The sequence below is a fragment of the Moritella sp. Urea-trap-13 genome (genome assembly GCF_002836355.1).
Classification (GTDB): domain Bacteria; phylum Pseudomonadota; class Gammaproteobacteria; order Enterobacterales; family Moritellaceae; genus Moritella.
Genome location: NZ_PJCA01000029.1, coordinates 1 through 25,404 on the forward strand (window position 1 = coordinate 1; position 25,404 = coordinate 25,404).

The window sequence follows — 25,404 nt, forward strand, 5'->3', positions numbered from 1 at the left end:
GTTCAGCGTCGCGCCTTCATTGACACTGTAACTGTCGGCTACCGCCACGGGGGCTGCATTGGCGGAAATACCGTCACTGACAATGCCGGCCTGATTAATAGCAGGATCATCAGCTCCACTGGAGCTATTCGCTCCCAACTGCCCAGTATTATTCCTTGCAGTCTGGCTGTCTATTACTGAAGCAGCACCTGTAGTAGCCGTACCATTCATTTTCCAATATGCTATCAAACCAGTTGTATCAGCCGATATTTCGCTTGGACTACCATTACCATAAAGACTCGTTACCATTGCTTGATCTAAGGCAACATTATAAATTTGAAAGTCATCAATGGTTCCTTTTACATATTTATTAAACGATTGAGAACGACCAATATCGAATGTCCCACCCAAATTTAAATGTGCTAATGTATAACCAAAGGCTCCTCCAGAAGTAGTGTAAGTAGTGCCATCAATATAGAGAGTCCATACACTGGAATTAAAGACAACGACAAAATGATACCAAATACCGGTATTTACGATAGGAGTAGCGTCAGATATTAAAACGTTGGCACCAAGATTTTGCCCCATCAAGAATTTCCCGGTACCAGCACCAATAGAACCATCCCCGTCATAACAAAAATAGAGGGCGCCGATACTATTAGAATAAAAACACTGGGATTCCAGCGAGTCTAATTTTACCCAAAAAGATACTGTTGCGCCGGACTCCCCTTGTAGCTCAGCATGAATATTTGACATTGAGGCATAATCATCACCATCAAAAGAATAACCACTAGTTGTCGCCGCCCATGTTGGCGATGTCAACAGCATAAATAAAAGTGCCAATAGATATTTTTTCATCATAAAATTCCTTTTAAACAATAATAATCTAAGCTGTCGAAAACCTAAAAGCGCTTTATTAAATCAAACTTTCAATTTGTCATCTCTAAATATGTTTAATTTTTAAATCCGTTTCACTAACATCATAAACAAGCTCGTTTTAACAATCTATTACAGCCTATTACAGCCTCCTAACAATCATGATCCAATTAAAATCACAATATTTAAGACATGGATCGTATATTAAATTCTACATTTACGTGCTTGCTCGCAGATTAATTATCAATAACTTAAAACCAAATCAAAGGTAATATAATTACTTCTATTACGATGAATTAATTTTAACTTTATTGACAAAAATAAATGAGGAATACTTATGGAATTTATGTTGGGCGGTATTATTCAATTCGGTGGGAATTTTGCGCCAAAAGACTGGGCTTTTTGTGATGGACAGCTCATCGCTATCAGCCAAAACCAAGCACTATTTGCCATTTTGGGCACTACTTGGGGCGGTGACGGTCGAACCTCATTTGCGCTACCCGATCTTAAGGGTCGAGTTTCGGTGGGCACAGGCAAAGGCCCAGACTTAGTAGAAAGACGTCTGGGCTCAAATTTCGGAGCAGAAAGCGTCACATTAACAGAAACTCAATTACCAGCTCACACTCACAACGCAACGTTTACACCTACAACGTCCACTGGAACGGCTATCACAGCAACTGTAACCGTGAATGCCAAAGTAGGGACTGGAGATCAAAATGATGCAGGCTCTGGCTATTGGGCAACAGCTAAGACTGGTCTTCCAAATGTAACGCAGGGTTTCAGTAGCACTACAGATACAACTATGGCCTCGGATGCTGTGTCTGTTGCTATCAGCGGTGGCGGTGGTGGTATCACAGGGGGTACAATAACCAATGCTGTAACAGGCAAAGGCCGAGGATTTGCCATTTATCAGCCCAGTTTAGGCATGAGTTCAATCCTTGCCCTTCAGGGGACCTTTCCATCGAGAAATTAATCTACTAACCCTCATCAGAGGCTCTCCTGAGGCAAATTTCATTCAGGTGTGCTACCAAACAGTATGCCTGCATCCAATCCAAATCGTTCAGCAAAAGTAAGTCCGCTAAAGACTCCTTCTGTAATAGTTAATACATCTAAGCGTAAAGCGCCGTCTAGAGTAGCCACTATCAACCCTTCCGGTTCCCCTATATGTAGCACTGTACCAGCTGGTACTCCGTAATTTGCATGTTTCACTGGCGTGGCCTGCAATAAACCAATGAAAGATTGATTCCATACTAACATAGCACCATTAAACAAAGGGTTACCAGCTCTTGCCAAAGCAGCAATGTCTTCGCCATTCATAGTTTGCCAATTGACCATCAAATCTTGTTGATTTGGCATAGGTGCGGCAATTAATACTGAATCAGTATCACTCAAGTGTGGTTTTGCTATTAGGGAGCTCTCTTGTAACTTAGCAAGAAATTCCTGCACAAATTCAGCTGACAGCTCCGCCATCATATGACCTAAACTATTTAAGGTATCTAAAACATGTAATGGCATAGCTTGTTGCAACATAATATCACCACTATCAAAGGCTTCTTCTACCTTTATCATACTTAAATAGCTCTGGCTTTCACGGTTTCGGATCTGCCAGTATAGCGGCATAGCACCGCGATATTGTGGTAAGGCCGAGGCATGTAAGTTATAAAACCCGTTGCGACACACATTAATAATGCTTAGTGGCAGTTTATGGGAAAAAGTAAATATTAACCCCGTATTGGCACGCCAAGATTCAACTTGATGTGCCATTTGCTCTGGGTTTTCAGGCTGATAGTAAGTATTCGGAATATTTCCCTGATCAAGCTGCTGTTTCAATTGCATTGCATCCGCATCGTTACGAGCCGTTAGTACAACTCCAACTAGTTGCCCTGCTTGTAACAGCTTATTGATTGTAGGGATCACAACACTGCTCGATGCAAAAAGTACCAACCTTATTGCTTTATTTTCCATTTATGCTTCCTTTCCATTATTAAAATCCTACAGCCTAATTGCGATGAACACATATTCTCTAATTATGAGTGAACGGTGAATAATACCTAAGCTGGTATCGTGGCTAAAAAACCAGGAAGTCCATTCAAACGGTAAAAGAATTTCAGCTTATCGCCACTTTTGACCAACAAATCTCCCGGTTTAGCATCATGCGGCACAAAGTTTACACACACATGCATATCCGGTAGTGGATGAGTAATACCAGAATCATACTCGCCAATATATTCATCGCCATAAACCTTGATCTGAGTGCAAATGACCAATAGTGGCTTGCTCATTCGTTCATCAAGCTCAGGTAACAATACTTCGCCACACTCTATAAGGCTGATATTCTCATCTAGCACTCGCTCGGGTAATGTGAGTAATGATGTTGAGGTTAAATTTAGTATCTCACCGAGTTGAACCCTTGCATTGATGGTCTGCTGTTGCATATCTGCTGCACAAACATGGCCATTTTCATCTTGCCACTGCTCAACAAATTCTTGTTGCCCAGCGGTTAATACAGCTCGCAGGCTTATTTCTTGAGGTAAAAAAATCCCGTTTTCCTCCATCAACGCCGCAAAATGTCGGGCGATAGGAAGGTGGCCCTCTCGACTAAATCCATGCTGCATAGCTTCCAATATCACCATATGAATGGGTGATATTGGTTGGTATTCGCAGGCATCCTGACAACATATATCATTGATATATCCCGCTATACCCATTTCGTGGATTATCACTTTTAAGCTATCGATAGCCCCTTGCTGCATATCAATCAGGGTAATACGAAGATCGTTTTCGTCATATAAACCCGTTTCTTTATAATACGTTATCAAGGGCAATAATAACGGTGCAAACGGACCACAAGCAGGGTAGACAAGATGTAAACATTCATCAGACTTAGTTTTTAATGTTGCAATCGCTTGGTGCGCGCCACGAATAAAAGCACTGACTCTTAAGGTATCTTTTTGTGTAGTGATACAATGGTCCGGCGACATCACTAAACCATGACGAGCAATAAACTGCCTTTTCCGTAATGCTGGATCTATATTTGCTTGTTGATAAATTTGATGAAGATTTTCAAATAATGCAGTTAAGTTCTGCTCTAGCGAAACCACATTTGGCTTTTCATTATCCAGTATTTCCTTCACCGTGTTTACAACGCATAGTGCCAATCCTTGATGGTTTTGTTCAGTTTCATTATTCTGAGTAACAGAAAACTCAGAAGGTTTTGTTGGATTCAATTGTTGCCGTAATAAATCATTTAATGAACCCGTAGATATTTCAGACTCAGCAAAATCAGTTGCAGTGCTAAAAACTGTGCTCCCAGCAAATTCATTATTCATTCTTAATCCTTTAAATTTTGTGGTGATATTTCTTAACTAGCCAGATAGTTAATATTTAGGTATAAGTTAAATCAGGCCAATTAAACTGCCTAAAAGTGAGATTAATACGAGGTAAGTCATGGTGTTTAGCTACAGGTAAAGCATGCTCATACTCTTCTTGACAACCTTCGCCCATAATAACCAAACTGCCATCGCCTAACGTCAGAGAATATTGATCTGAATGATCTTGCTTGTTTCTAAAAATAAACTCTCTGGGCTGCCCTAGGCTCAATGACGGTATCACGTTGGTAGGACCAAAGGCTGGCGGATCATAATGAAACCCCATGCTTTCATTACCATCGCGATAATATATACAAACACAAACACTAAATATTAAACCAGTAAATTGTTCTATTTTTTGTTTTACAGGTAATAGCACAGCAGGCCAACGTTGACGGCGTCCATGTATATTTTCGAGAAACGCGGCATCGGTGAGAAGCTCATCAACAAACATGCATTTACCCACACTAAGGCGAAATACGGAACCATCAGCCATCTCAATATTTTCGTAATCAAGACCTTCAACATGAGTATAAATCCAATCAAAAATAACATGACTATCATCTTTAGATATTAAATTTTCAATATATTGGGCATTACAATTAATCGGTAATTGCATTTTGTCCCCGCTCTTTATAGGTAATTAATTTTTAATGATTACAGCCGACAATATTTGTTGTTGTAGCCACTTATTGACTTTACAATCAATCACTAAGTTGATTCTATCGTCGTTGCCCACATGTCTCACAGAATGAGTAGCATCAGCATTTAAGTACCATAACTCGCCATTTTTCATAGGAAGAAGTTTGCCGTTGACCATAAACTCGACCTGCTCAGCTGCACATATGGGAATATGAAAACGCGCGAAACCATATTCCATTGCTAAACCTTTATCTTGATGAGATTGAATATGTGCATCAGGTTTTAAACGCATTAACCGCACAGCTTCAATATCACATTGAAACCAATTCAAAATACGTCTAATTTTCGGTAACGTCGCCAGCACTGGTAAATCAATCCAATTCCCTTGCTCTTCTAAAGCAAAACTTTGCAATATCGGATGTTGTAGAGCATTTTTTTGTAGCGTACGCAGTGGCTGAACATCCCAGCCACCGGAGTAACACTGCCTGTTGATATGGTCGACCCAGTCATTATTCATTAACGTCCTGAGTTCTCGTTGTAACGCGGTAACATCGCATTGAAAAGAGCATTGTGCAGCATAAATTATGTTAGGCATTCCATTCCTTAACTAATAACCCTATCTATCTGAGTATATTGATGTTTATCATTTTCACAAGACGAGTAATACGCTCTTTATGGAAAACGTGATCAACTTATCTATCCCTGCTGTATGAACCCTACCGGTGTTATACATTGATATTTGAATAAAACTTGTTTACCAATATACTGCCTAGATAACGACATACATAGAGGGTAAGTGATGCCGTTTTCATATTCATCCAGTACAATCTCATCGGTTAAATACAAACAAGTACTTAAAGCAAAATGTTGTTCATCATTAATATCAGGAATAAATAATGCTTTACAAGGCAGGTTATCTGAAGGTTTTTCATTCATCTGGTGAGCGTCTATTACTGCAAGAACATCTTTACTTAATTCAAACATATTTCCCAAAAACACTCTATTTTCAAGTAACTGTCTTTTAGTGGGGACTTGTCCTAGTGCATGATCAAAACTATTAAGTAATTTCAGTTCTGATTTCATATCAATTAAGTGAGCATCAATAACAATCCGTTTTGGTATAACATCACCTTTTTCTGATAGCTGGCGAGCAAGATGCCGAATAATAGAAACAATGCCTTCACTGTGCAGACCGTTATACAAAGTCTCTGTCACGATTAGATCTATTTCTTTAGCATGCAGGTACTGCGTAGCATCCAAATTGACGTAGTTGCTAACAAGTAATTCACATTGCAACGCGTTAACTATTTGTTTGAGGCTGTTTAGCGAGGTTGAATGGACATCAATAAAGGTGACTTGGAGTTGCTGTGGTTTAAACATTACCAACAAAGGAGTGATCAATGAACCCCATGGTCCACACCCAGCATAAACAAGTTCTACAGGGCGATCAGGATATTGTTTTATTAATCGCTTCACTTGCTGATATACAGCTTTTAAGTACTTAGCTGTTCGGGAAGTACCTTGAAAACAACGCATTGCATCATTAGGGGATATACCAATACCATTAGTTAATTCACTACTTTGATGCCATGATGAGTCAATCAGTTCAGCTTTAGAGACTTGTTGATAAATATGCTCAATGTTTTGTAGTTGTAACACAATGGTTTGATAATCATCACTTGCTAGTAATGTTTCTATGTAATTGATTTGTTCTTTGTCATCAATCATTGGGATTCACCTTTACCAAACACTTCAGCGTCAGCGATTACCCCATACATAATACCATGACTTGCTGTAACTCCCACTCAGGTAAGAAATACTCAGCAATTGATTGTTGATTGAATTCAGTACCTTGATTTGCTTGAAGTAACCATGCTGGTAATTTAGGGTGATTGATCACTGTTATTTTATGACCACGAGCGTAAAAACAAAAAGTATCACCCGTTTGATCCATTTCAAATTGTAATTTGTAAGGCTGAGTCAACGCCAATTTTTCAGAAGATAGTAGACTCATCTCTCCCCTTTGTATGGTTGGAGTATGATAACCATGATTACTGCGTAATTTATGATAACGCTCTTGAATCACTTCGTTCAATTCAGTACAGAGATCGATCTGTTCACATAACTCAGTGACAGGATTCGCTGCTTGCAACTTAGAAGGCTTAATAATACGGTCAATATGTCGCTCCATAGTAATGGAACCAGCCTCTTTTCCCGCAATTTGTTGCGCCATTTGACGACTAAATTTCTTTACCGAAGGATTAATAAAGTCCATAACCATACTGATTGAAAATTCAGGTGTTTGTCCGACATGAAATTTTTCAGAAGGAATGCAAAGTACATCGCCCGGTTTGAGCTTAAAAACATGATCCGCAGCACCTAGCACTTCTTCCGTCACAGGGAACACATCTTGGCCTTTTGACAATGCATAAAACTTACTGGTTTCCCATGTGTAAAACGTTTTGTCATGTGGCCCCATATGAAACAAAAAACCTTCTTCGCCCAATATCTCTTTATGCACCCCAAAAGGCGTGTAATCGTAATTACCTACAAAACACAGAAACGCTAAACCACCCATGGGCATGCCCGTTAATTCCAATAACGATTCTGAGCCTTTCGCTACTTTTTCAGCAAATTTTAACGAATATTTCTCCAAGCTGTTCAACACGATACCGAAACGATTATGTTCAAAAACATCAGTCGTCCATTGCTGTAATGTTTGCTCGCTAGCTGGCGGTGCAGATTTTAGTTTTTCACCGTAATGATTATCCTGCTTATCCCCCACATATACACGGCAACCCTAATGGGTATTTCCTTGCTGAATAAATTCAGTAAAGATCTCTTTATACAGCTGCATATAGTCGTCAATTTCATCCGCAGGAATAGCACCAGAAATAACAACAGGCTCGACCATATTGTTCGATGCTTTAAGCATTTGTTGCCAAATTTCAGTTCTCATTATTATTCCTTTAATTACTAAATACGAGAAGGTTTCGCGCTATTAGGACCATTGCCATGTGGTGTTCCTGATGCCACACAATGAAGTCACCAAGTCAAAAAATAACCCCTATCTATTTGAGTATATTGACGTTTATCATTACCACAAGGAGAGTAATACTATTTTTATTGAAAACGTGATCAATTTATAAATAACGCTAAATAGAATTATTTAACGCGCCCAAACAACCCCTCACATTTCAAGCTTAATACGAACAACGTCTTCGCCATCAATGGCCGCTGGAACTGCACAACACAATAATACTTCATCATCGCGTAAATCAGCTGACACTTCGGTTTGATAACTGACTTTACCCGCCAGTAGTTTGGTTTTACAAGCACCGCATTGACCACTGCGGCAACCGAACTCAGGAGTGAGTCCATGGTTCTCAGCAAATTCCAGTAATGTGCCCTCTTCTGCAGTCCAGGCTTGCTCGACTTGCGTTTGACTAAATTCAATCACCGCCGCACTTGCGCCATCACTCGCATTAGACATAGCGGTAAACGCCACAGAACTAGTATCATGTTGACGTGTTAATGAAGCAGGACCAAATTCTTCTGCTTTAATACGCTCGTTACTGATACCTAACTCACGTAGTAAATCATACATACTTTGCATAAATGCACTGGGGCCACACAAGTAAAAGTCATAATCATCAATCGGCAATACTGCTTGCAACAAGTCTTTATTAATACGTCCTTGATGGTGGTAATCTTTGCCCGGTTTTAGGTCCGGTTCAGGCTGACTTAATGCCCAGAAAGTGCGAATGCCACCTCCGCTTTGTTCATTAAATTGGTTAAGTTCATTATAAAACGCACGTTGCTGGGCATTTTGAGCGGCTGCAATCACCGTAATCGGTCTTAAAGATCGAGTGCGAACAGCTTCAAATAGGGCATGCCGCGCCATCGCAATCATGGGCGTGATGCCCACACCACCAGCAAGCAATACCGCAGGCCTTATTTTCGTAGGTCTTACCTTCGTAGAAGTTGCTTTCGTCGATATTAGCTCTGCTGTATCTAAAACAAAATCTCCTGTTGGTGCTTTTAGCTGCACCGTATGTCCAAGCTTTATATTGTCATGCAGATAGTGAGAAACTAAGCCCTGATGTGCGCCATCAATTGATGTCTCCCGTTTAACACTAATACGTAACAAGGGGTCTGCAGGCGCACTGGAAATAGTGTAAGTTCGAATAACATCCTTGCCATTGATATTTACTTTAATCGTTAAAAACTGCCCAGCGGTAAAATTAAATTTCGGCAACGCTTTTAACACACCTGTTGGCTGTAAATAAAAAGATTTAATCAGGCTACTTTCATCGTCTATTTTGACCACTTGATAGTCTTGCCATTGGCTTTGATGTGACTCAAGTAGATGCTGTATTTCCCTCTGCTGAGCGGCTTCAGCCCAGGTTCCCGTCATCAACGTATTAGGCGAAAACTCGTTGAGTTTCCAACGCAAAGGCAAGCTGTAATTTAAGCGATAACCTTGCTCAAGATGAAACGTCCATAAACGTTCTGCACCAGCAAAATGTTGGCTATCTTCCGACTGCCACAAGATCTCAACACGGCCAGTCAGCGTGAGTATATGACCCTTGTCAAAGTCGATAAAAAGTAATCCCGCTTTCGGGTTTTCAAGGAAATTACCCAAGGTATTAAAATGATTGTTACCGAGATAATCTGGGATCGTGAGACTTTTATTATTATCCACGCGAATAAAGCCAGGTTTTCCGCCACGATGTGATACATCAGCCCCAATACTCGCGTCACTGCTATCAGCTTTGTCTCTGTCAGTATCACTCGTACTATCACTAGTACTGTTGATGTCATTATTCACAAAACTGGCGACAAAAAAAGTATCACTATTGGCAATCAGCTGCTGTGCCCTCATGTCAAATTCAGTCATAGCCTCGACACTACTTTTTGGCATACTGTTAGGATCAATGAACTCATATTCTCGATTTTGAATATATTGCGGACAATTACCAAAAGATTGATCAATCGAAAGCTGGATCTGTTTATCATTTGACCCCGTTATATGCGCAGCTAAACGATTACGACGACGTGTTTCCAGCTCAATGCCCAGCAATCCAAGTTTGGTATTACTGTCCATTGCCTTGAGCAACGGATCGCCAATTACGGGTTGGGTATTAAGCTGCAGGCTTTGCTCATCTGGGCTGTGAATAAAACCCGGGTGATTAAATAAAATAGATGCCCATGGCCAACCATCTTTATCGCCATGCCCAACAAATATAAACGGCAATTGCTGATAAAACTCACGATGCTGTTGCGGCATATGGTCGCGAATAACACGACTACCGAAACGTTCCATCTGTTCCCTTACCCCTAACTTTTCCTGTATGACTTGTTCACCACGATGAAATGGCGAGGTAACTAATTTCGAGGTCAGGTTCGGCTTAATATCCATGGTATACATCCTATGCCATTCGTTTTAATAAACAGATTTTAATGAATATGATGTCTCGTATGTACCAACATAAATAGCTATGTTTGCACACACGAATACACTCACATAAGTGTAATCACATAAGTGCAATCAGCCAATTAAACGGCAAGACCGACAGCGGTTTTTTGCATCGACACAAAGCCTTTTAATGCTTCAAAGCTAGCTAACCAACGACGTACATGTGGGTAATCGGCTAATGACACATCGCCTTCTGGGGCATGAGCAATATAAGCATAGTTTGCTACATCAGCAATCGTTGGTAGTTGTCCGACTAACCAAGTGCTATCTGCAAGATGAGTATTGAGTTCACCGAGCAATCCATGCGCAATATTCTTGGCATTTTGGTGGTCAAGACCCGCGCCAAACACATTAACTAAACGTGCAGCAGCAGGGCCAAAGGCAACTTTACCCGCAGCAACAGACAGAAAACGCTGAACTTGCGCAGCTTGAGCAAAATCTTCAGGTAACCAAGTGCGATAAGAATCGTATTTACTCGCAAGGTAAACCAAAATGGCATTAGAGTCTGATAACGTGAACTCCCCATCTTCAATAACAGGCACTTGACCAAGGCTATTTTTTTGTAAAAAGTCAGGCTGTTTGTGCGCACCTTTCATTAGATCAACATCGATGATGTCACTGTCTAAACCTAATAGAGAAAGGAAAACCTCAACACGGTGTGAATGGCCTGATAATGGGTGACGGTATAATTTAATTGCTGACATAAGTAACTTCCTTAAATGTGTGTTGACTGTGTTTGGTCATATAAATAATGTTTGATTACATAATCAACTAACAATCCATATTGCGTTGCTGCGTTGTTGATGGAGTAAGTATCGACTAAGTTGAACTATTGATAAACAGGTGTATCATTGAATGATTATCAACACGCTGTTGACAATAAGAACAGTGCTGACAATAAGGCCAGCATTGATAATCAGAGTGATATTGGTAATCAGGGCGGTATAGCTAAATCAGCAAGGGCTTGTGCGTTATTTCAACGTAACCTTTTTCAACATAAGCAGGATACGTAATACATGGATACATTAGACGGTATTAAAACGGTGATAGCGGTAGTTGAAACGGGTTCTTTTACGGCAGCAAGCGAGCGCTTGGCAATGTCCAAGGCGTTAGTCAGTAAATACATCGCCGAGGTTGAAGCGCAATTAGGAGTTCGTTTGTTCAATCGTTCGACCCGCCGATTAGCATTAACAGAAGCTGGTCAACGTTATTACGATAGCGCCCTGCCCTTATTGGGTGAGTTTTCAGAACTTGTCGATAATGTGACGGGCGAGCAAACCTCACCGCGAGGTAACTTACGTATTAGTACTTCAGTGACGTTTGGCGATACCATGTTATCACCAAAGTTACCTGCTTTTTTAGCACGTTTCCCCGATATTAAAGTCGATCTACAACTCACCGACCGCATGATAGATATGCTCGAAGAAGCCGTTGATGTGGTGATACGCATCGGCAGTGTCGATGACTCTAGCCTTATCGCCAGAAAGATAGCGGATTTTCCGTTAACCTTATGCGCGTCACCCCAATATTTAGCCAAATATGGTCATCCGCTAACCCCCCAGGACATTAACCAGCACAATTGCATTATTGATAGTAATTTTAGGATTGGCAAACAATGGCCTATCGTGGCACCCGATGGTAAAACAGAAATCATAGCGGTGAAGTCTAACGTGGCGGTAAACAGTCCTCGGGCAGTCAAAGCGATGGCTATTACGGGTGGCGGCATCGCTTTAATTCCGCATTTCATAATCAAAGATGCGCTTGAGTCGGGGGCATTAGAAGAGGTCTTACCCAGTTATAGTACGCTGACATTTGGTATGTTTGCCATCTTCCCGCATCGTCGCTATCAGCCTAAGAAATCACGCTGCTTCATTGACTTCTTAATTGCTGAGTTTGGCGGTTAAACTATCGCTTTATCGCTGTGTAGGTGAACTTAATCAGGCATCAACTCCTTGCCTATTTATCGTTTATTTCTGCCTACAGCAGCTCATTTTTCCAGTCTGGTGCCAGCACAGCCATCATCACTTTATCAACAAACTCACCGTCGCGGAAACCCGACTGCCTTTTCACTCCTTCATGCACATAACCAGCATTTGCATAAGCTTTGATCGCTGATGGATTATTAGTATAAGCGGTTAGCTCGATACGGTGTAGACCCAAGGTATTAAAGCCATAATTGGTGATCAGTTTCGTGACCTCTGTTCCTATGCCTTTACCCCAATATGTTTTATCGCCAATTAAGATAAAGTATTCGCCACAACGATTTAACGCGCTGATAGACGCGATACCTGCATAGCCTATCAATTTTCCTGTTTCAGCACAGCAAACACCTAATGACACACATTTAGCGTTGCTATTAATACTTGATAACCAGCTTGAGATATCTGCTTTAGATTGCGGGTATGCGTAAGAAGATAAGCTGAACTGAGTCACTTCTCGATCGCATGACCACGCATAAAATTCAGCGCTATCATTAATATCTAATGATCTTAATTCAACCTTGTTTGTCGTTAAAAACATCCTTTACTCCCTTAATATTGAACGCTAATTTTAATATACAACGTAAACTAACATAACCAACGATAATATAAAGAGTGAACCGCGACGATCAAACGTTCTGACTATGAATTTATCACTCACGCCTGTATCATGTTTAAGCTCGTGAAAAGTAAAAATAATTTAACACGACTATTTTGAAATCATGTTGAAATCTATGTTACATCGACCGTTAGCAAGCGCATACAAAGCCAGTAATAGGACATTATGGAAAAGAAAAACCAAGGTATACAATCTGTAGAACAAGCTTTTGAGATCATCGATTTTTTCTCTAACAAAAATCAGCCTATCTCATTAGGCGACGCAGCACTACAAATGGATATATCTAAAAGTAAGCTCCATAAATATCTTGCCAGTTTTCTGCGTATCGGCATTATCACCCAAGATATCAATGGCCACTACTGCCATGGCTCCAAGCTAATCGAATTGGGTGCAAAGATCCTTGGCCACACAGACATTCTCCATTTCTGTGAACCTGAGCTGCAACGGTTAAGATTAGAAACACAAGAAGCAACAGCACTCGCGGTTTGGACCACACAAGGCCCTATGATTGTTCGCTTCCTCGAAAGTCCATACCCAGTGGCAATAAGCTTTAGAGTTGGTTTTCACGCACCACTAACACAAAGCTCTGTAGGCATGTGTTTTGCTGCATTTTCACCTGAAGAAGCATATCAACACCTTCTAACAGCTGAAACACAGGGCGAAACAGCGCAATGTGAGACATTTAAACAAGCGTTAACATCGGTTAAAGATAAGGGTTATGCTGTTCGAAACACAATAAACCCAAGTATACCGGGCGCAAAAGCAATATCAGCGCCTGTCTTTGACGCGACGGGTAATATCATCGCTTGCATTCTCATCATAGGTTTTAAGCAGCAAGAAGCGATTCAAGAAAAGGCTATCCAAGCCATATGTGATAGTAGCAAACGACTATCTCAGCACTTAGGGCATCATATTAATACTTAGAATAGACCCCCTTAAACTAAGGCCCCATTAACCGGGGGCTCCAGTCCTCTAACACGCCGTTTTCTAATCGTCGTTCAACAAGCCTGCGCCATGAATCAACCAATGGCAACGCGAGTAGCTCTAAGAGGACTGTTTTGTCTAAACATCCACTAAAAATAAGACTCATTATGCGTGCAACAGACCTGTCTGGATAAGATCGTTCACAAAGTAAAATATCATCCCCCGCACCTATAGTCCCTTCCTCCAGAACCCGAAAGTACCAACCTGTACGTAATGTATGTTGCAGTTTAACCGCCATGTCATTGTGTTCAAATCTTTCGTTTAATTTCCAACAAGGCATACGTCCCTGTGAAACTTGTAATAATGTCGTCCCTATACGGATCTTATCTTCAATACAAATAGTGTGTTCATCGAGACCGGAGGAACTAATATTTTCACCAAAAGCCCCCACATGTTGAAATCGAATGTTAGCATTTAACGTTTTTTGCCACTCACCGTAATGCTCACTAGGATAAATATGAAGGGCTTTTTCAATACCACCATGCACAATCAAATCGCCTTGTTCGTCATTGATGAATCCTAATTTATCGACCAATTGACGCTCGACCATTACCTTCTTGTCTATGCCACTTTTTGAATCTCTCGCAAAAGGGACTGCTTTACCGACTAACACAGCACCAACCGAACCTATCTTTTTCATATCGCAGTCACCTATTTTTTATCACCTAATTGTTTACCACATCAAAAGTTGATCATATAAAATAGTTTCTATAGCTCGTTGCGAGGTTGATAAATCGGTTGCACCGCAAGTACTTCGATACCTGTCGGCGTACTCTTAAGATAGCGTACTTCATCATCTGAGAATAAAATCTCTCTCGAAAAACCTTCCACCGTTGGGAATCGTGCTAATGCTAAAGTTAGAATTTCATCTCTGGTTTTATGATCATTATTTTCAATTGAAACTTCACAAAATGGTTTTTTGTCTTTGGTTATTTTAATTTTATATCTCATGGCTATCTCTCATTCAGGGAAACTAGATGTAACAATATTAAACCAGACTATACCACCAGCAAGCAAATACACCAATAGGAAATTAAATTCACCAAAAAGAAACAGCGGAGTGAGAGGAGGCAAAAGTGAAATCAACTACGCGATGTTCAAATGACAATGACCCAGAGATAAACAATCAACACTTCAACTCGCTAAATGCTGTTGCATAATCTCTCGCAGTCGTTTTAGTCCTTTACCTTTATTCACCGTTTTCCAAGCAAGGTAAATACCAGAGACATGTTCCCCTTCGTTTAAGCCTATCTCGACTAAAGCCCCCGAGTCTAACTGTGATTGAATACGTTCTTTCGGCAGATAACCCACACCAATGCCAGCAATAATGGCTTGGATCTTGTGTTCAACTGAACTGACGTAAAAATGCCGACTCTGTTCAATCAGGTTATTTGACCAAGGGATCGCGGTTTGTGCAGAGTCGTGAACTACAACAGTGCGGTAGTTATCAATTTCAGACCTGTTAAGTGGCACTGTAGAACTCGCTAACTCATGGCCTTTAGGCACGACAAATACTTTCGTCAGATGGCCTAAAGCAGTCACACTTATGCCTTGTTGATGCGGGATCGGTTCCGGTGCCGCGATAAGTAAATCAGTGCGGTCTTCAATCAATGCTTCCCACGAGCCATTCATCACCTCTTCATTCAAGTCTACTTCGATATTGGGATGTTCACTTAAAAACTGCGCTAATGGTGCAAACAATTGCTGCATATCAAAAAGAGAATCGAAGGTAATGTTAATTTTCGGTTCCCAACCATGAGAGATGGTTTGCGTTTGTTCGGTCAGCTTGCTCACTGCGCCAAGCAGCTTACGGCCTTCATCAAGCAAATGCCGACCCGCAGGCGTTAACACCGAGCGTCGGCCCTGACGCACAAATAAAGTCACCGCCAACTGTTCTTCTAATTTCTGCACTATGTAAGAGAGTGCCGAGGGTACTTTGTTTAACTGCTCTGCCGCTGCAGCAAAACTGCCACGACGGTCGATTGTATCCAACACCTGTAATGCTTCTATGGTAATAGGAGATTTATACATTTACGCCTCTCTTGCCATCAATTGTTCAAATATTTTGAATATACTAAACAAATTTTACCGGTTATTCCAATTCATTTAAGCGAATAGAATAGCTACATACTCAAACACACATTAACGAATCAAAGAGAGCGCGACATGAATATTCCAACAATCAAACAATTATTAACATCAGACAACAACTTTTCAGCATTACCACTACGTTTAGTAGCAGGCATTATTTTCACTGCACACGGCGCACAAAAACTATTTGCTTGGTTTGGTGGTTATGGGCTAGAAGGTACCGGTCAATGGATGGAATCAATCGGCCTAGCACCGGGTTACCTAATGGCGATGACGGCAGGTAGTGCCGAGTTCTTTGGTGGTTTACTGCTGATCTTAGGTTTGCTGACTAGACCAACCGCATTGGTTTTAGCCGTTACTATGCTAGTTGCTATTTTCAGTACTCATTTTGCTAACGGCCTCTTCATGAGTAACAACGGTTATGAATTTGCGTTGGCACTATTTGCAATCAGCATGTCAGTAATGCTGCAAGGCGGCGGTAAACTGTCACTCGACCGCGTGCTAGTAAAAAATATTAACTAATCAATAAATTTCATTAATGTAACGTATGAAAACACCAATCAGTGCCTACATTTTATCTATCTAATTAGATATTAGCCTAGCGATAGAAGAAAGTAGGCACTAACACTGCTATTAACACAGAAATTAGCACGGCATCAGATAGGAGTATTCTCATGGGATTAATCGTCAACGGTAAATGGCATGACCAATGGTACGAAACCACAAGTAGTAAAGGTCAATTCGAACGTCAGGAAAGTCGCTTCAGAGACACTATTTCAAACGTGGAAGGCAGTCGTTATCCGGCAGAAGCAGGTCGCTATCATTTGTATGTGTCGTTAGCCTGCCCTTGGGCACATCGCGCATTAATTTTTAGACAACTAAAACAGCTCGAAGACATTATCACTGTCAGCGTGGTTAAACCGGAAATGCGCAGTAATGGTTGGGAGTTTGACGCTAATACCAGTGATTATAACGATTCACTGTATCAAAGTGATTATGTTTACCAGCTTTACCTTAAAGCAGCGCCTGATTATGAAGGTCGCGTTACCGTACCGGTATTGTGGGATAAACAGACCCAAACCATTATTAACAATGAATCGAGTGAGATTATTCGTATTTTCAATACAGCGTTTAATAACTTAACGGGTAATCACGATGACTATTACCCAACAGATTTACGGTCTGAAGTTGATGCGATTAACGAACGTATTTATCACACCATCAACAACGGTGTATATCGCGCTGGGTTTGCCACCACGCAAGCAGCATACGATGAAGCATTTGACGCACTATTCAGCAGTTTAGATTGGCTGGAAACGCATCTGAGTACTCAGCGTTATTTAGCTGGATCACAACTAACAGAAGCGGATTGGCGCTTGTTCACTACATTAATACGTTTTGACGCGGTTTATCATGGTCACTTTAAATGTAACCGCAATAAATTAACTGAGTTTCACCATATCAGCAACTATGTCCGCGAGCTATTTCAGATTAACGGCATCGCTAGCACAGTTGATTTGGAATATACCAAGACCCATTATTATGCGAGTCATGACACCATTAACCCGACCTTAATTGTACCGCGTGGACCAGTACACAATTTTACTGCTGCGCACGATAGAAATAGCCTAACAAGCAAGGCCTAAAAGATAACAGAAGAGGAACACACCATGATAAAACATTACCCTTTCCAACAGATTGGCAAAGCAAATCATGGTTGGTTGAAAGCCAATCACCACTTTAGTTTTGCCAATTACTATAACCCGAAAAGAATGGGCTTTGGCTCGTTACTCGTGGTTAATGATGATTTGATTGCCGCTGGAACGGGGTTTCCAGCTCATCCGCATCGTAATATGGAGATCATTACCTTCGTACGTTCTGGGGCTATCACTCATAAAGACAATGCCGGTAATAAAGGCGTGACCCTCGCAGGCGAAGTACAAGTAATGAGTGCTGGTACGGGTATCACCCATTCGGAATACAATTTAACAAAAGAGCCATTAACGCTATATCAAATTTGGATAGAGCCGAACAAGCACAACGTCAAACCCAGATGGGACAGTAAGGTATTTTCAGATAACTCAGACACAGTTAATAATAAAGATACTGTTAATCATACAGACAAGGCTAGCCTGCCCCTACTCGTTTCCGGCTACCCAAACGAGCAAGACGACGCACTGTTTATCAATCAAAAGGCACGTATCTATGGGGGAAAAGTCAAAGAAGGCACGCTGTTTAACCATACAATTGAACATCAAGCGTATGTGTTAGCATCCAACGGCGAGTTTGAAATTATTGATAATCAGCAAGTGGTATTGATGCATAAAGGCGATGGCGCGGAAGTAACTAAGCAACAAGTGATCAGCATTAAAGCCATATCTGATGCCGAGATCATCATCATTGATGCACCCGCCTAACGGCAACTTTAAGTTGGCAAAGGTTAGTTGATAGTTTAATAGCGATATGAGCAAAGAAGTGGCTAACATCTTAGCGGATTCAACATTCTGTGTTGTTGTTCGCCCTATGTACAAATTTACAGTAGCACAAGCTTGGATACCAAAACCAGGCTTCTGGGCTCGCGCTACGATTACCGCTACGATTACCGCTACGATTACCGCTATTGATGCCGACTTAGAAGACGCGCCCAAGGTGATTAGCTTTGGGCGCTCAACAGCTGGCGACAAACCTGAATGATTAAAGTCGTTCTAAATAGAACGTGTTTACGTCATCACAGTAGTATGCTTACTTGTTAGGCTTGCCTATGATTGCGCCCATCAGTAAACCAAATACAATGTGTGCAACTAATGCGACCATCGCTTTAGGTAGGCTGTTAAAGAATAGGCCTTGCCCCAAAATTGGCATCATCACCGTCATCGCACCTAAGTATATGACGGTTAAAAATATCGCGCCTCGTATTGAAGCGGGTCCTTTTAGATTTTGAATCCCTACAACCAGGTAGGCGATAGGAAATAGGAAAGTTCCCATAATGAAATGCACTATTACTCCTAAAGTATGAGAACCGCCTAACATTGGCGCCATAAGCGCAGCTACATCCATAGGTTGTCCAAGTACTTTGGGGGCCATGTATTGTCCCATAAGGGTGAATACAATAGTGCCGACCAAACCGCCAATAATTCCTCTAAACAGTTTTTCCTTCACTACACCTTGTATTTGAGTCGTGCCATTCATAATGTATTTACCTTCATCAATGTATTGTCTGAGTGACCGCATTTTAGACGCGATAAGTTATAAAATAGTTACTACACCCGTAGAGTGTATGCGTTACTGTTAGCGCATAGTTCCAAATATTTTCAGTTATTGCATGATTATCTCTTCATTTTAGTTCAAGGTAGCGTGAGATTGTACTGGTTCATTGAATTCGTAGGCCTGTTGAACATAAAGGTGATAAAGATCATTTCGTACCTTTGCCACTCGCAACTCTTGAATCAATGCGACGTTACTGGAAAACGCATCGCCTCCGACGCTGTTATTTCCTGCTGGAAAGGCACCGCTGAACGTGATGGAAAGCCGATGGTCATAGATAAAGGAGGGGTGTAAAAAACCATCTAAATTGTCGGAAAAAAAACAGTGGCTGATGATCAATGCATTAAAAATTGAGTGGGTCGATAATGATTAAACTCGCTGATATAGCACGGCGTTACCAACCGTTATAAAAAGTACCTCAAATTCTTTCCAACGCCTTTAAGAGTAAAAAAATTGCAATAAGGCGCTTTGGGGGTCGTTAACGACTTATATTTTTATCTCGGTTTGGGGCTCAAAGTGTGATGGTCTATTTTTATAGATAGAGAAACACTCTCTTATATAGACCATCACTGATTGAGGTTCACAATGTCGGAGTTTAAGTCACACTTACACTAAATGAAAATTACTGTTCATGCCTTGCTCACGTAACGGAATAATGGCTTGGTATGCAGTACTGTTATACCAGTTCTTTGCACTTTCTTTATCCGGGAACTCGATGACAGCTTTCATCGAGTGAGTTGCTTCACCATGTAATGTCTCTATTTCACCTTTAGCGATAAAGTGACCGTTAAAAGGTTTCAATGTTTCAGCCGCTAGGGCGCTGTATTCAGAAAGTTGTGTTTTATCTAGAGGTGTTAGATCGACTATCACTAAATTTGCCATTTTGCTAATTCCTTAATTGATTGAGTTGACACAGCTTAATGGCGTAGCGCATATTAAACAATAACCGAATAATGAACTTGGTGTTTAAATATATGAACAGTGTAAAATTGGCACCTCTACTCTTAATTTTCGTTGAAGTGGCAAAAAAACGCTCTTTTACTGCAGCGGCTAAAAAATTAGGCTTGAGTAAATCGGCAATTAGCCAACAAATAAAACGTTTAGAAGAATCTGCGGGGCAGCAGTTATTAATACGTAATACTCGAGGGGTAGTATTAACTGCGGTTGGGGAAACGTTACTAGCTCGCAGTGAATTATTAAGCGATCAATTGAGCATGACGTTAGCAGAGCTTGATAGTGCAAAAGCTCAGCCTAGTGGCAGTTTTAAAGTGTCAGTGCCTCCATTTTTTGAAAAAGGTATTGTAATTCCGGCAGTGAAACAGTTGAGTTTAGAGTTTCCAAAACTCATACCTGAAGTGGTTGTGACTGAGAAATGGCAAGATCTGATCGAACACAAGTTAGATGCTGCAATTTTTGGAGGCGATATAAAAGACTGCAATTATCGTGCGTTATCGATAGGGAAAGTGTCTGAAATATTTTGTGCTTCACCTCGCTACATTAAACAACATGGTGGTCTTAATAGCATTGAACAGTTACCTGAACACAAGTTTATAGCAACAGCTTGGCAACATGATGAGTTGCAATTATTTGATAATAAACAAGCGAATAAACGACTGGTAAATGTTGAACACTGCGCGAAAGTCAACACACTTACAACGGCGCTAGAAATGATGCTGAATGATGTAGGAATCGCATTATTTCCTGAATTTTTAGCGCAATCACATCTAGCTGACGAACGACTCATTAGAGTGTTACCTGAGATTCAGGGAAGAGCGTGGCACTTTTATTTCTTACATCAGTATAAAGGTGAAAAACCAATGCATGTTAGTCGCTTCTACCAGTTGTTTTGTCACTATTTTGCAAAGGCTAGGATATAACCGACGTTACAACCGAAAATGCCGTTCACTTTAAGTGAGCGGCATTATCCAATAAGGAGGCTAATTTTAGAGAATCACTGCCGTTAAAGCGATCTTCTCAGCCTTTATTATTGCGCAGATTACTTTGATTTTATGTAAGCGGTTATGTCTGATAACTCTTCATTGCTAAATAGCTTACTGACCTCAACCATTTTATTTTTGTGCTTGTTTTCAACATTAAAATTTCTTTTATTTGCAGCAAACAGAGTCAGTTGTTCAAGAATGTAGGGGCCTTTTAAATAGCTTATTTTAGGGCTGTCGGTAAAGAAGCGGCCAATAGAGCTGGAATGACAACCTTTACAGTTTGTTGCATATAACGCTTTGCCGTTATTAATATCCCCAGCAACCGTTTCAGTTGAATAAACAGTCGGTAGCGCTGCGTAATAGTTCGCTATATACCGTAACTCATCATCCTGAAGTACTTTTACTTGGCGTGACATTTCTTGATTCGCAGCTGATACACTGCCAGCACCGCGTTTATCAAAGCGGAAATTGTTCAGCTGTTCCATCAAGTATTGCTCATCCATACCACCCAGTAACGGTGTATTCTGCGCCGCAGATGTTGACGCTGTTGCTGAGTGACAGCTATTACACTGTAAAACAGTTTGTTTCACATTTTCATGAGGGTTTTCCACCGTGGAAGAACAACTCTGAAGCGTGATCAACGGAACCGCTAAAAATGCTAATACCAGTATTTTATTCATCTAATCTCCTGACTCAAATCTCGATAAAACAGTTTAACTAACGTTTCTTAAGAAAGACTTAAGAGAAACTTATAAAGAAACTTAAGAAAAATTTAAATTTCTTTATTTGCTCATCTTGATTCTGACTGCCCGTGTTTGGTAGTGGAACACAGGACATAAGGAGATGTAAAGTCAGCTAGGATTGCTGACTTGGTTCTGGGGAAAAATATATGACGGCTGCTTTATAAGCGTGCTAATTGCGATTTTCTGTCTTTATTCACAACACAGAAATTGCCACGTCTTGTGCGACACTTTGAACACCTTTCACATTCAACTGGCGCTCTGTCGCCGTCTTTCCAGCGCTTAATTAAAGCGGGTTCAGACAGTAAAGGTCTTGAGAGTGCAAAGTATTGAATATTGGTTTTATGCGCAATCTCTTCTATCGCAGCAATATCCGTTAATCCGCCGACGGTAATAACGGGCACATTCACCTCTTCACTAATCACCTGGCCATATTCATGGAAGTAACCTTCTTGTTGAATGGCGTACCCATCAAAACACTCGCCAATCATAGTACTAGCCTTACCATGAATATTGCCTGAAATGATAATGGCATCCACGCCAATCGTTTCTAATTTTTTACAAATAACACGTGTTTCAGCAAAGGTTAAACCACCCTCAAAAAATTCAGATGCAGTCAATTTAACTAATATCGGATACTCATCACCGACAAGTTTTCTTATTTCAGCATAGATCTCTAATAACAATCTCATTCGATTATCTAAGCTGCCGCCATATTGATCTTCTCTGCGGTTATAATAAGGGCTTAAAAACTGATTGATTAAATAGGTATGTGCCGCGTGTATTTCAACGCCATCAAAGCCTGATTGTTTGGCTCTTCGGCTTGCTTGAGCAAATGCCTGAACGATGTAATCTATTTCATCCTTAGTCATCACTTTACCTAATGTTTGCGTGCCTCTTTCGCACACTTCACTCGGCGCATAGATCACCCTGTCACCGACATTGTAAGTGGTTTTTGTGCCACCATAGGCAAGTTGCATGACTATTTTAGAATCATTGCTGTGTACCAACTCGGTAAGCTTTTTGTATTCACCGATAAAGGAATCATTATACATTCCCATCATGCCGGCATTCGGCTTTTCTTCTTCTACTATATTTGCATAGCCAGTTACAATTAGACCGACTTCCCCTTTAGCTAGTTCTTCGTAGATAGCGTAGAGCTTATCTGTCATATGGCCCTCTTCTGTCGCCATATTTTCCCACGTAGCGCTGCGAATAAAGCGGTTTTTTAATGTCATGCTGCCAATACGGGTTTCGGTATACAAAGTACTCAAATTCAATCCTCTTAAAAATCGTTTTATATTATTCATCAGCCTTATAAAGGACAAAAAAGAACAGCCCTACTGACGCATGGCTGTTCTTTTTTGTCCATTTTTGCTATGTGCGATCAGCAATGGCAAATATTACCAACAATATAGATAACAATCCTTAATCTGGATTAAGGATTGTTATCTATATTGTGTGAAAATCAGGGTTCTGGAAGATCCACTTTTGCCAGAGTGTCATATGGCAAAAGTGTATAAGGACAGCCAACTGACACGTTGTTGGACAAAACTGGCTTAGAGCTTAAGCTTCAAAGGATATGGTTAGCATTACAGACAGTATGGCTAAATTGGGATTAACGCTCGGAATCAGAGCCGAAGGTGATGGCTGTCATCACTTGATTTTCAGTCCATCTCGCCAAGCAATGACCTCGACTTCACCGCGGACGGCTTCATCGACCTCAATGACGGGTCGCGCCTCGAATACGAAAGCAGGAAACATCGAACAATGCTTGTGAACGGTCACAGGATCGTCGCACTCTACCAGCATATGTCCACCCCACTCACCGACACGTATCACGAAGAATTCGACCTTGAAATTGGCGGGCGCCTTCCATTGATCGAATATCTCAAGGATTCGTTTCTGGGCATTCTCGTACTCTATGGGCGAACCCTGCGGGCGTTCGAACCAGCTGATGACGTATTTCATTGGAATTCTCCTAACTCAGTTGATTTACGGTACGATTACGGTTTGGAAGAGTTAACGTCTGATTATACGACCCGTTCAAGCAATGTAACCTGACAAGGTTGATGCCTATACAATCGTCCACCTAAAGTACCGAACAGCGCCTTAAGCTTAGACCATAAAGCGTACTATTTCTGGTCAAATAACAGCAATGGCTTAGGGTCATAGCTTTAAAGATAATGTTTCACATTACAGAAAGTATAGCGAGATTGATGTTGACGCCTTGCGAATAGGAAATTGTTATATGTTTAATTACATTTCGGCTGAAAAATAAGCCATTATCTCAGCTGTAGTCATTTCTTTTGTTTCATTTGAAAAACAGTAATAACTAGGTCGCATGTCACTAAAATACTGCATATCCATTTCCAACCCCTTCAGGTCTGGAAACAGGCCTACTGGCATATTATATTCACCTGTTGCCTTAAATTTATAAAAAAGATGTGTTCCGCATTCGGTACAAAAACCACGAGACGCCCAAGACGATGACTCGTACATTTTAACTTTATCTTCACCTTCAATTTTCACTTTAGTACCGCACTTCACTGCAAAGAATGGAGCTCCGCCCCAAGTTCGACATGATTGGCAATGGCACACGGTAAACTTAGGATTCACTTCCTCTGCAATAATTCTCACGGCACCACAAAGGCAGTTTGTTTCTGAGTTAGTCATTTTGATAACACCTTAATTGATATAAATATATAACAGTCTATGTCCTTTTAAACAGTGAAATGCTAAACAATCCAAGCAAAGTACTAAACTGACCTATCGATAATAAGCATACACAAAACAACTGTGCATAAATACAGTTAAATTTGTAAGGTGCTACAATGAGGTAAAAATATCGTTAGCCAGCAATTAAAGTGATAAAGTATAAAGTATAAAGTATAAAATCATTCTTAATGAAATTATAAAGAGTCAGAATTAATGATGTTAGACGCCCGTATTGACCAAGAAAACCTGTTAAAAAATATTTTATTAAACACCCCAGGTTTAGATAAAGAAAGCATCATATTTTCGGCATGGGCGGCAGTATACACAGTACAAAGTACCTACGTAGAAAATTTGGTAGAAAGCTGGATCGGAAAACCCGCTCAAGAACAAAAGCGAGCTATTTTATTCTCAGTTGCAAGAATGGGTGTGACCAATCCTTATTTTGTTTCTCGCCAATATTTGGATGTGAATGCAGGTGGGACATTAGAGGCATTAAATTTTCGTTCTTTTGATGAAATTAAAGTTGCTAATGAAGCTGCTTATCACTATGCCTGCATTGCGGTATCTGTGATTAATGGCGGGCATATGTGCCTACGTTCACATGCGATGTCACTGCTAAATTCTGGTGCTACGGATGAAAATATTGATGCAGTGATGCGCCTTGGTGCAGTATGTCACTCATTAGCAAAGCTTGAATTTTCTTTCGATAAATAAATGATCTAGAT

30 protein-coding genes are annotated in these 25,404 nt (G+C 40.7%); 10 read left to right on the forward strand and 20 right to left on the reverse strand.

The genetic code is table 11. The annotated features are described in order from the left end of the window. On the reverse strand, positions 1-840 hold an 840-nt coding region (locus CXF93_RS06885; RefSeq protein ID WP_157824423.1), incomplete at its 3' end, for a LamG domain-containing protein. 352 nt (positions 841-1,192) lie between these two features. On the opposite strand from CXF93_RS06885, the gene CXF93_RS06890 reads away from it, so the two are divergent. Next, entirely contained in the window at positions 1,193-1,828 is a 636-nt protein-coding gene (locus CXF93_RS06890; RefSeq protein ID WP_101061694.1) for a phage tail protein, read from the forward strand. A gap of 38 nt (positions 1,829-1,866) precedes the next feature. Here CXF93_RS06890 and CXF93_RS06895 read toward each other — a convergent pair whose 3' ends face one another. From CXF93_RS06895 to CXF93_RS06930, 9 genes are all read right to left on the reverse strand, one after another. After that, positions 1,867-2,820 carry a methionyl-tRNA formyltransferase gene (locus CXF93_RS06895; RefSeq protein WP_101061695.1) on the reverse strand — a complete coding sequence of 318 codons (954 nt, stop codon included), beginning with the start codon at positions 2,818-2,820 and terminating at the stop codon, positions 1,867-1,869. Positions 2,821-2,906: 86 nt separating this feature from the next. Further along, the gene (locus tag CXF93_RS06900) at positions 2,907-4,184 is read right to left on the reverse strand and encodes a hypothetical protein (protein ID WP_101061696.1); all 1,278 of its coding nucleotides are present in this window, start codon (positions 4,182-4,184) and stop codon (positions 2,907-2,909) included. A 55-nt stretch (positions 4,185-4,239) separates the two neighbouring features. Further along, the gene (locus tag CXF93_RS06905; RefSeq protein WP_101061697.1) at positions 4,240-4,842 is read right to left on the reverse strand and encodes an alpha-ketoglutarate-dependent dioxygenase AlkB; all 603 of its coding nucleotides are present in this window, start codon (positions 4,840-4,842) and stop codon (positions 4,240-4,242) included. Positions 4,843-4,866: 24 nt separating this feature from the next. Next, positions 4,867-5,460, reverse strand: coding sequence for an aspartyl/asparaginyl beta-hydroxylase domain-containing protein (locus tag CXF93_RS06910; protein WP_101061698.1), 594 nt, complete (start codon positions 5,458-5,460; stop codon positions 4,867-4,869). A 101-nt stretch (positions 5,461-5,561) separates the two neighbouring features. Next, positions 5,562-6,593 (reverse strand): hypothetical protein, encoded by a 1,032-nt coding sequence (locus tag CXF93_RS06915; protein WP_101061699.1) that lies wholly within the window; start codon positions 6,591-6,593, stop codon positions 5,562-5,564. Between the two features lie 37 nt (positions 6,594-6,630). Continuing rightward, positions 6,631-7,650, reverse strand: a complete 1,020-nt coding sequence (locus CXF93_RS06920; protein ID WP_101061700.1) for a cupin domain-containing protein — start codon at positions 7,648-7,650, stop codon at positions 6,631-6,633. A 15-nt stretch (positions 7,651-7,665) separates the two neighbouring features. Then, positions 7,666-7,824 (reverse strand): hypothetical protein, encoded by a 159-nt coding sequence (locus CXF93_RS21960; RefSeq protein ID WP_157824424.1) that lies wholly within the window; start codon positions 7,822-7,824, stop codon positions 7,666-7,668. A 231-nt stretch (positions 7,825-8,055) separates the two neighbouring features. Beyond that, on the reverse strand, positions 8,056-10,287 hold the full coding sequence (locus CXF93_RS06925; protein WP_101061701.1) for a pyridoxamine 5'-phosphate oxidase family protein: 2,232 nt from the start codon (positions 10,285-10,287) through the stop codon (positions 8,056-8,058). Positions 10,288-10,424: 137 nt separating this feature from the next. After that, entirely contained in the window at positions 10,425-11,048 is a 624-nt protein-coding gene (locus CXF93_RS06930; RefSeq protein WP_101061702.1) for a glutathione S-transferase family protein, read from the reverse strand. 147 nt (positions 11,049-11,195) lie between these two features. Between CXF93_RS06930 and CXF93_RS21965 the strand changes: the two genes are divergently transcribed. Both CXF93_RS21965 and CXF93_RS06935 read left to right on the forward strand, forming a co-directional pair. Beyond that, positions 11,196-11,357, forward strand: coding sequence for a hypothetical protein (locus CXF93_RS21965; RefSeq protein WP_157824425.1), 162 nt, complete (start codon positions 11,196-11,198; stop codon positions 11,355-11,357). Positions 11,358-11,360: 3 nt separating this feature from the next. Further along, positions 11,361-12,248, forward strand: coding sequence for a LysR family transcriptional regulator (locus CXF93_RS06935; RefSeq protein WP_101061703.1), 888 nt, complete (start codon positions 11,361-11,363; stop codon positions 12,246-12,248). Positions 12,249-12,321: 73 nt separating this feature from the next. Here CXF93_RS06935 and CXF93_RS06940 read toward each other — a convergent pair whose 3' ends face one another. Then, positions 12,322-12,864: a GNAT family N-acetyltransferase gene (locus CXF93_RS06940; protein WP_101061704.1), complete on the reverse strand. Its 543-nt coding sequence runs from the start codon at positions 12,862-12,864 to the stop codon at positions 12,322-12,324. A 243-nt stretch (positions 12,865-13,107) separates the two neighbouring features. Between CXF93_RS06940 and CXF93_RS06945 the strand changes: the two genes are divergently transcribed. Then, a complete protein-coding gene (locus CXF93_RS06945) occupies positions 13,108-13,866 on the forward strand; it encodes an IclR family transcriptional regulator (protein ID WP_101061705.1) in 759 nt (252 codons plus the stop codon). Positions 13,867-13,882: 16 nt separating this feature from the next. Here CXF93_RS06945 and CXF93_RS06950 read toward each other — a convergent pair whose 3' ends face one another. The 3 genes from CXF93_RS06950 to CXF93_RS06960 form a co-directional block, all read right to left on the reverse strand. Continuing rightward, a complete protein-coding gene (locus CXF93_RS06950) occupies positions 13,883-14,566 on the reverse strand; it encodes an MOSC domain-containing protein (RefSeq protein ID WP_101061706.1) in 684 nt (227 codons plus the stop codon). Positions 14,567-14,634: 68 nt separating this feature from the next. Beyond that, positions 14,635-14,877 (reverse strand): hypothetical protein, encoded by a 243-nt coding sequence (locus tag CXF93_RS06955; protein WP_101061707.1) that lies wholly within the window; start codon positions 14,875-14,877, stop codon positions 14,635-14,637. A 183-nt stretch (positions 14,878-15,060) separates the two neighbouring features. Continuing rightward, positions 15,061-15,957: a LysR substrate-binding domain-containing protein gene (locus CXF93_RS06960; protein ID WP_101061708.1), complete on the reverse strand. Its 897-nt coding sequence runs from the start codon at positions 15,955-15,957 to the stop codon at positions 15,061-15,063. Positions 15,958-16,092: 135 nt separating this feature from the next. On the opposite strand from CXF93_RS06960, the gene CXF93_RS06965 reads away from it, so the two are divergent. The 4 genes from CXF93_RS06965 (at position 16,093) to CXF93_RS06980 (ending at position 18,711) form a co-directional block, all read left to right on the forward strand. After that, the gene (locus tag CXF93_RS06965; RefSeq protein ID WP_101061709.1) at positions 16,093-16,539 is read left to right on the forward strand and encodes a DoxX family protein; all 447 of its coding nucleotides are present in this window, start codon (positions 16,093-16,095) and stop codon (positions 16,537-16,539) included. A 152-nt stretch (positions 16,540-16,691) separates the two neighbouring features. After that, positions 16,692-17,663 carry a glutathione S-transferase family protein gene (locus tag CXF93_RS06970; protein WP_101061710.1) on the forward strand — a complete coding sequence of 324 codons (972 nt, stop codon included), beginning with the start codon at positions 16,692-16,694 and terminating at the stop codon, positions 17,661-17,663. A gap of 24 nt (positions 17,664-17,687) precedes the next feature. Further along, on the forward strand, positions 17,688-18,434 hold the full coding sequence (locus CXF93_RS06975; RefSeq protein WP_101061711.1) for a pirin-like bicupin family protein: 747 nt from the start codon (positions 17,688-17,690) through the stop codon (positions 18,432-18,434). A gap of 46 nt (positions 18,435-18,480) precedes the next feature. After that, positions 18,481-18,711 carry a hypothetical protein gene (locus tag CXF93_RS06980; RefSeq protein WP_101061712.1) on the forward strand — a complete coding sequence of 77 codons (231 nt, stop codon included), beginning with the start codon at positions 18,481-18,483 and terminating at the stop codon, positions 18,709-18,711. Positions 18,712-18,759: 48 nt separating this feature from the next. Here CXF93_RS06980 and CXF93_RS06985 read toward each other — a convergent pair whose 3' ends face one another. Further along, on the reverse strand, positions 18,760-19,248 hold the full coding sequence (locus CXF93_RS06985) for a DUF6789 family protein (protein WP_157824426.1): 489 nt from the start codon (positions 19,246-19,248) through the stop codon (positions 18,760-18,762). A gap of 639 nt (positions 19,249-19,887) precedes the next feature. Next, positions 19,888-20,163, reverse strand: a complete 276-nt coding sequence (locus tag CXF93_RS06990) for a DUF1330 domain-containing protein (protein ID WP_101061714.1) — start codon at positions 20,161-20,163, stop codon at positions 19,888-19,890. Between the two features lie 92 nt (positions 20,164-20,255). Here CXF93_RS06990 and CXF93_RS06995 point away from each other — a divergent pair, with 92 nt between their 5' ends. Further along, complete coding sequence (locus CXF93_RS06995) at positions 20,256-21,158, forward strand: LysR family transcriptional regulator (RefSeq protein WP_101061715.1); 903 nt, start codon at positions 20,256-20,258, stop codon at positions 21,156-21,158. Between the two features lie 119 nt (positions 21,159-21,277). On the opposite strand, the gene CXF93_RS07000 is transcribed toward CXF93_RS06995, so the two are convergent. The 4 genes from CXF93_RS07000 to CXF93_RS07015 all read right to left on the reverse strand — a co-directional run bounded on the left by CXF93_RS07000 (position 21,278) and on the right by CXF93_RS07015 (position 24,637). Then, positions 21,278-21,901: a cytochrome c gene (locus tag CXF93_RS07000; protein WP_101061716.1), complete on the reverse strand. Its 624-nt coding sequence runs from the start codon at positions 21,899-21,901 to the stop codon at positions 21,278-21,280. Between the two features lie 221 nt (positions 21,902-22,122). Further along, a complete protein-coding gene (locus CXF93_RS07005) occupies positions 22,123-23,235 on the reverse strand; it encodes an NADH:flavin oxidoreductase (protein WP_198551617.1) in 1,113 nt (370 codons plus the stop codon). Positions 23,236-23,617: 382 nt separating this feature from the next. Further along, positions 23,618-23,932, reverse strand: a complete 315-nt coding sequence (locus CXF93_RS07010) for a DUF3303 domain-containing protein (RefSeq protein ID WP_101061717.1) — start codon at positions 23,930-23,932, stop codon at positions 23,618-23,620. Positions 23,933-24,220: 288 nt separating this feature from the next. Then, a complete protein-coding gene (locus CXF93_RS07015) occupies positions 24,221-24,637 on the reverse strand; it encodes a GFA family protein (RefSeq protein ID WP_101061718.1) in 417 nt (138 codons plus the stop codon). 255 nt (positions 24,638-24,892) lie between these two features. Here CXF93_RS07015 and CXF93_RS07020 point away from each other — a divergent pair, with 255 nt between their 5' ends. Beyond that, complete coding sequence (locus CXF93_RS07020; RefSeq protein WP_101061719.1) at positions 24,893-25,393, forward strand: carboxymuconolactone decarboxylase family protein; 501 nt, start codon at positions 24,893-24,895, stop codon at positions 25,391-25,393. Positions 25,394-25,404 lie beyond the last annotated feature (11 nt).